The sequence below is a fragment of the uncultured Abyssibacter sp. genome, assembly GCF_964000955.1.
Taxonomy (GTDB): domain Bacteria; phylum Pseudomonadota; class Gammaproteobacteria; order Nevskiales; family OUC007; genus Abyssibacter.
The window spans coordinates 1-5,202 of record NZ_CAXFCL010000171.1; the positions used below are offsets into that span (position 1 = coordinate 1).

General features: G+C 67.0%; 5 protein-coding genes. All 5 read left to right on the forward strand.

The window, feature by feature from the left end:
• Window positions 1-537 (forward strand): crotonase/enoyl-CoA hydratase family protein (locus ABNS06_RS08280; protein ID WP_348673817.1); only part of this gene is annotated, 537 nt, incomplete at its 5' end.
• Window positions 538-626: 89 nt separating this feature from the next.
• Complete coding sequence (locus ABNS06_RS08285; protein ID WP_348673818.1) at window positions 627-1,052, forward strand: OsmC family protein; 426 nt, start codon at window positions 627-629, stop codon at window positions 1,050-1,052.
• A 93-nt stretch (window positions 1,053-1,145) separates the two neighbouring features.
• A complete protein-coding gene (locus ABNS06_RS08290; protein ID WP_348673820.1) occupies window positions 1,146-2,276 on the forward strand; it encodes a metallophosphoesterase in 1,131 nt (376 codons plus the stop codon).
• A 96-nt stretch (window positions 2,277-2,372) separates the two neighbouring features.
• Entirely contained in the window at window positions 2,373-3,659 is a 1,287-nt protein-coding gene (locus ABNS06_RS08295; RefSeq protein ID WP_348673822.1) for an imelysin family protein, read from the forward strand.
• A complete protein-coding gene (locus ABNS06_RS08300) occupies window positions 3,656-5,092 on the forward strand; it encodes a di-heme oxidoredictase family protein (protein ID WP_348673823.1) in 1,437 nt (478 codons plus the stop codon). Before ABNS06_RS08295 ends, ABNS06_RS08300 begins: the two co-directional genes overlap by 4 nt.
• Window positions 5,093-5,202: the final 110 nt, after the last annotated feature.

Sequence of the window (5,202 nt, forward strand, 5' to 3'; positions counted from 1 at the left end):
AAGCCGGTGATCGCCGCCGTCGAGGGCCACGCCGTCGCGGGCGGTCTCGAACTCGCCCTGTGGTGCGACTTGCGCGTGGCCTCGGAAACCGCGGTATTCGGCGTGTTCTGCCGGCGTTTCGGCGTGCCCTTGATCGACGGTGGCACCGTGCGGCTGCCGCGGCTGATCGGCCAGAGCCGTGCGATGGACATGATTCTCACCGGGCGTGCCGTCGATGCCCGTGAGGCCTTCGACTGGGGGCTGGCGAACCGGCTGGTGCCGACGGGCCAGGCCCGTCGTGCGTCACTGGAACTTGCGGAATCGCTCTCCCGGCTCCCGCAGCATTGCATGCGCAACGATCGACACAGTGTCCTGGATCAATGGGGACTAACCGAGAGCGACGCGCTGCGGCGTGAGTTTGAACTCGGTCTCGACACCCTGGCATCCGGAGAGACGTTGGCCGGAGCACGACGATTCACCGCCGGTGACGGCCGCCATGGACGGATGGTGGAGGACGCCGGGCCGCAATCCGACGGCGATCAGGAGCCCGCCCAGTGAACCCGCCGGCTCTTCAGTAGTCGCAATTGGAGAGCTGCCGGCGCCGCATGACGCCGACAGCTCTCCGGTTTCGACGACAAGGAGTTAGCATGAAACGCTTGGCAACCGCACGCTGGAACGGCGGCCTCAAGGATGGAAACGGGACGATTTCGACGCAGAGCGGCGTGCTGGACGATACCCGCTACTCTTTCGGAACCCGTTTCGAGGACGGCAAGGGCACGAACCCGGAGGAGCTGATCGGCGCCGCCCACGCCGGCTGCTACTCCATGGCGTTGTCGATGATTCTCAGCCAGGCTGATCTGACACCTGACTACATCGAGACGAAGGCCACCGTGACACTGGAACAGGTGGACGGGGCGTTCGCAGTGACGATGATCCACCTCGACGTGTCCGCCAAGGTGCCCGGTGCATCCGAGGCGCAGTTCATGGAGGCGGCCAACGCGGCGAAGAGCGGTTGTCCGATCTCCAAGGCGCTCAAGCCCGCGATCACCATGGAAGCCGTTCTGAACGACTGAATCGGACCACGGTTGACGCGGAACCCCCGCGCATCACATCACTGTCACATGCGCCGGATAGACTCCCGCGGCTTTTTTCTGGGGTCTGTTCTCATGCGTCTTGTCCTGTCGGCCGTCGTTGCCGCCGTATTCGTGTTGCTGTCAGCCTGTGGCAGCTCATCGCCCGTCACCCCACCGCCCGACGGTGGCACCGGTGGCAATCCCGACACGCCGGCGCCGATCGCTGACAACGCCGGCAGCATCAACACGCATCCGCCGACCACCGAGACGACCGCGCACGATGCGTCCGTGCCGCTGAATTTCATCATCATCGGCGACGCCGGCACCCAGGATGCCGTCCAGGCCGCGTTGGGCCAGACCGTGGCGGATGTCTGCGCCGCCAAGGCCTCCGAGACCGTGCTGGGCTGTCACTTCGCCATGGCCGCCGGGGACAACATCTACTACTTCGGCGCCACCAGCGTGGTCGATCCGCAGTTCAACACCGCGTTCGAGGACATCTACGCACCGGTCGGGATTCCGTTCTATCTGGTGCTGGGCAATCACGACAACGGTTTCACCGGGCAGACGCCGCTGATCGGCGACGTCCAGGTCGACTACCACTATCGGGCGGATCGCCCCAGTGACATGTGGAACATGCCGGCGCGTTACTACAGCCACCGCTGGGGCGATGTGCTGGAACTGTTCGCGGTGGACAGCGACACCCTGGACGGCGACTCGGGCGCGCTTCCGCTGGACAGCCTCACCCACGACACCGCGTTCCAGCGGGAATGGCTGGCCGAGGCCGTCGACCTGTCCACGGCCCGATGGAAGATCTCCTTCAGCCACTACAACTACATCTCCAACGGCAACTACGGCGACGGCACGGCCAGCTTCAAGGCCGCGATGGAGGAAACGCTTTGCGACCGCGTGCAGTTCCACGTCCAGGGCCACGAGCACGACATGCGCTGGCTCAAGCCGGTGGAGTCCTGTGGCCGCACTGAATTCGTCGTCTCCGGCGCCGGAGGTCGCACGGAAACCCGCGCCGCGACCAATCTCGGCTTCGAGGAGCGTCAGGGTGACAACGGCATCTCCGATTACCGCGCCTCCTCCGGGTTCATGTGGGCGTCGATCCTCGGTGACACCATCACCGTCGAGTGGTACGGCGACAACGCGGAGGGCAACGTGCCGCCCCAGCCGGTGGAAACCTTTCATCTGACCCGCGCCGAGCTGGGCTGGACCGACTAGCGCCTTTCAGTGCCAAGTGGGCGGCCGGTGTCTTGTCTGGGCGGTCCATACCCTCAAGAATCACCCGGGTTGACCTGACCTCCCCACTGGACCGAGTTGATCCATTCGTTCATCTTTCCGCGCCGGTTGCGGTGGTGTCCGGCCCTGCTGCTCGTCCTCGTCGTCGCGGCCTGTTCGCGTGATCCCGGGCCTGCGGTGCGGGACGTGCTGGAACGCTACCGTGAACTGGCTCATAGCGGTTATGCCGATGCGCGTAATGCGGTGGTGGAGCTGGAGACGGCCGTGGAGGCACTCTCCGCACGGCCGGACCCGGCAACGCTGGCACAGGCGCGTCAGGCCTGGGTGAACGCCAAGGCGGCCTACTCGCTGACCGAGGCCCTGCGCTTTGGTCACTGGTTCGTCGACGAGTGGGAAACCCGGGTCAACGCCTGGCCGCTGGACGAGGGATTTCTCGACTATGTCGCGGACCCGTCCCTGGCCTCGGTCTCCAACCCGCATGCAACGGCCAATCTGATCGCCAGCGAGACCATCGATATTGGCGGGCGTCAGCTGCGCCTGGAACCCTTGAATCGACGCACCCTGCTGGACGCCCAGTCGCTCAGCGACGTGGAAGCCAACGTGGCCACGGGGTTTCACGCCATCGAGTTCATGCTGTGGGGCCAGGACCTCAACGGCAACGGGCCGGGGGCCGGCGATCGTCCCTGGACCGATTTCGCCTCGGGTGATGGTTGTACCGATGGCCCGCGCCCCGCCCCGCCCCGGCACTGCCGGCGTCGCCAGGTCGTTCTGACGGCCGCGACGGAACTGCTGCGAATCGACTTGCAAGGAATGACCGCGACGTGGGGACCGCAGGCCGGAAGCTTCGGTGATCGCCTCGTTCACGGCGATCCCGACGAAGGCCTGCGCCGGCTGCTGTTCGGCCTGGCGACGCTGGCCGGCGAGGAGCTGGCCGGCGAACGCATCCGCGTCGCGCTGGTCACCCGCGCGCCGGAGGAGGAACAAGACTGCTTTTCCGATCAGACCCACCGCTCCCTGTGGTTCAACACGCTGGGTATCGAGCGCTTCTACTACGGCGATGGCGCCGAAGATGATGCCGGTCCCGGCGTCGCCGAACTCGCGCGGGCGACGGACCCGGAGCTGGCCGACGCGCTGGACGCCGCGTTTGCCGCCAGCCGTCAGGCCATGCAACGCATCTTCGACGCCGGCGAGCGCGGAGAGCGCTTCGATCAACTCATCGCGCCGGACAACCTCCGGGGGTCTCGGCTGCTGTCCGACGCCGCGTCCGCGCTCACCGTGCAATCCGCTTTGCTGACCCGGCTCGGGATCGCGCTGGGGCTCGGCACGCTGAATCCGCAAGCGCCGCAGCCGGGTGATGCACCGTGAAGGCCCGGTTGCTGATCGCCATGTCCGTCGCCCTGCTGGCTGTCCTGCTGCCAGCCTGCGAATCCGAGCAGGAGCCGCGGGCTCAACGCTTCGGGCACTATGCGGAGCCCACCGTTGACGGCCTCCCGTCCAGAGCGCTGCCTGGCGGCGAGACCAGTTATGTCTCGCGTCATCCGGGCACGCATCTGGCGCTGGATGCGTTTTCTCAGCCATCGGCGAATCTGGCGCCAGCGGCACGAGGCCTGTTCGCGGTCGGCAACGCCTTTTTCACCCAGCCCTGGGTGCAGGCGCCGGCGTCCACCGCGGCGCGTGACGGGCTGGGGCCGCTGTTCAACGCCGCGGCCTGCCAGGATTGTCACCTGCGCGACGGACGCGGACATGCGCCAACGAGTCTCGACGATCCGCTAACCGCCGCGGTCGTTCGCATCGCTGGTCTCGATGGCCGATCCCATCCGGTCTACGGTAGCCAGTTGCAGACTCGCGCGGTGCCCGCGCTTGCCCCGGAAGCCCGGGTGGTCGTGGACTGGCGGATCACCGAATCGATCCTGCCGGACGGTACCCGGGTGGAATTGCGTGCACCAGCGATCGCCGTATCGGATTGGGGCTACGGCAAACCATCCAACGTCCGCCTGGCACTGCGGGTGCCGCCGCCGATGATCGGCGTGGGCCTGCTGGAGGCGATCGCCGAACGGGACCTGGAAGACGAGGCCAGGCGGCAGTTCGCCAGACCGGACGGTCCGCGCGGGCGTCTGAACCGCGCGACCGATCGGCGCAGCGGCGAGACGCGGATCGCCCGTTTCGGTTGGAAGGCCGGTCAGACCACGGTGGAGCAGCAGGTCTTGCACGCGCTGTTCGTGGACATGGGGCTGACCTCGGACCTGTTCGAACAGGATGTCTGCACCGACTCCCACACGGGTTGCCGCGAACTGCCGAGTGGCGGTGATCCCGAGGTGTCGGCGCAGATCGCCGAGGCGCTGGTGTTCTACAGCCGTCATCTCGCGCCGCCCGCCCGGCGCGACCACGACCGCGACGATGTGCTCGCCGGGGAGGCGCTGTTCGCCGACATCGGCTGCGCCGACTGTCACCGGCCAAGCTGGACGACAGCGCGGGTTCCCGACTCGGAGGCGCTGTCCGACCAGCAGATCTGGCCGTACACCGACCTGCTGCTGCATGACATGGGGCCCGATCTGGCCGACGGCATCGTCGACGGCGAGGCTGGAGGGCGTGACTGGCGGACCGCGCCGTTGTGGGGGCTCGGGCATACGCAGACGGTGTCGGGCGCACAGGCGGGATTTCTTCATGACGGTCGCGCCAGGACGCTGATCGAGGCGATTCTGTGGCACGGAGGTGACGCCGAAGCCGCGCGCCTCCGCTGGGCCGATCTGCCCGCGCGGCAGCGCCGTCAGGTCATTCGCTTTCTCGCATCGCTCTAGGGGAGCACTGATTGATTCACGCCGCCAAGTTGCCGCCTGAAAACAGGCCATGCGGCGTTGCTCGTCGTTCATTTGGAATGACCAAACCTCGCTCCTCGCGCCTTGCCTGG

Bases quoted from the DNA above. Each gene is read 5' to 3' on its own strand.
- ABNS06_RS08285 (WP_348673818.1), top strand. From the start codon at position 627: ATGAAACGCTTGGCAACCGCACGCTGGAACGGCGGCCTCAAGGATGGA.
- ABNS06_RS08290 (WP_348673820.1), top strand. From the start codon at position 1,146: ATGCGTCTTGTCCTGTCGGCCGTCGTTGCCGCCGTATTCGTGTTGCTG.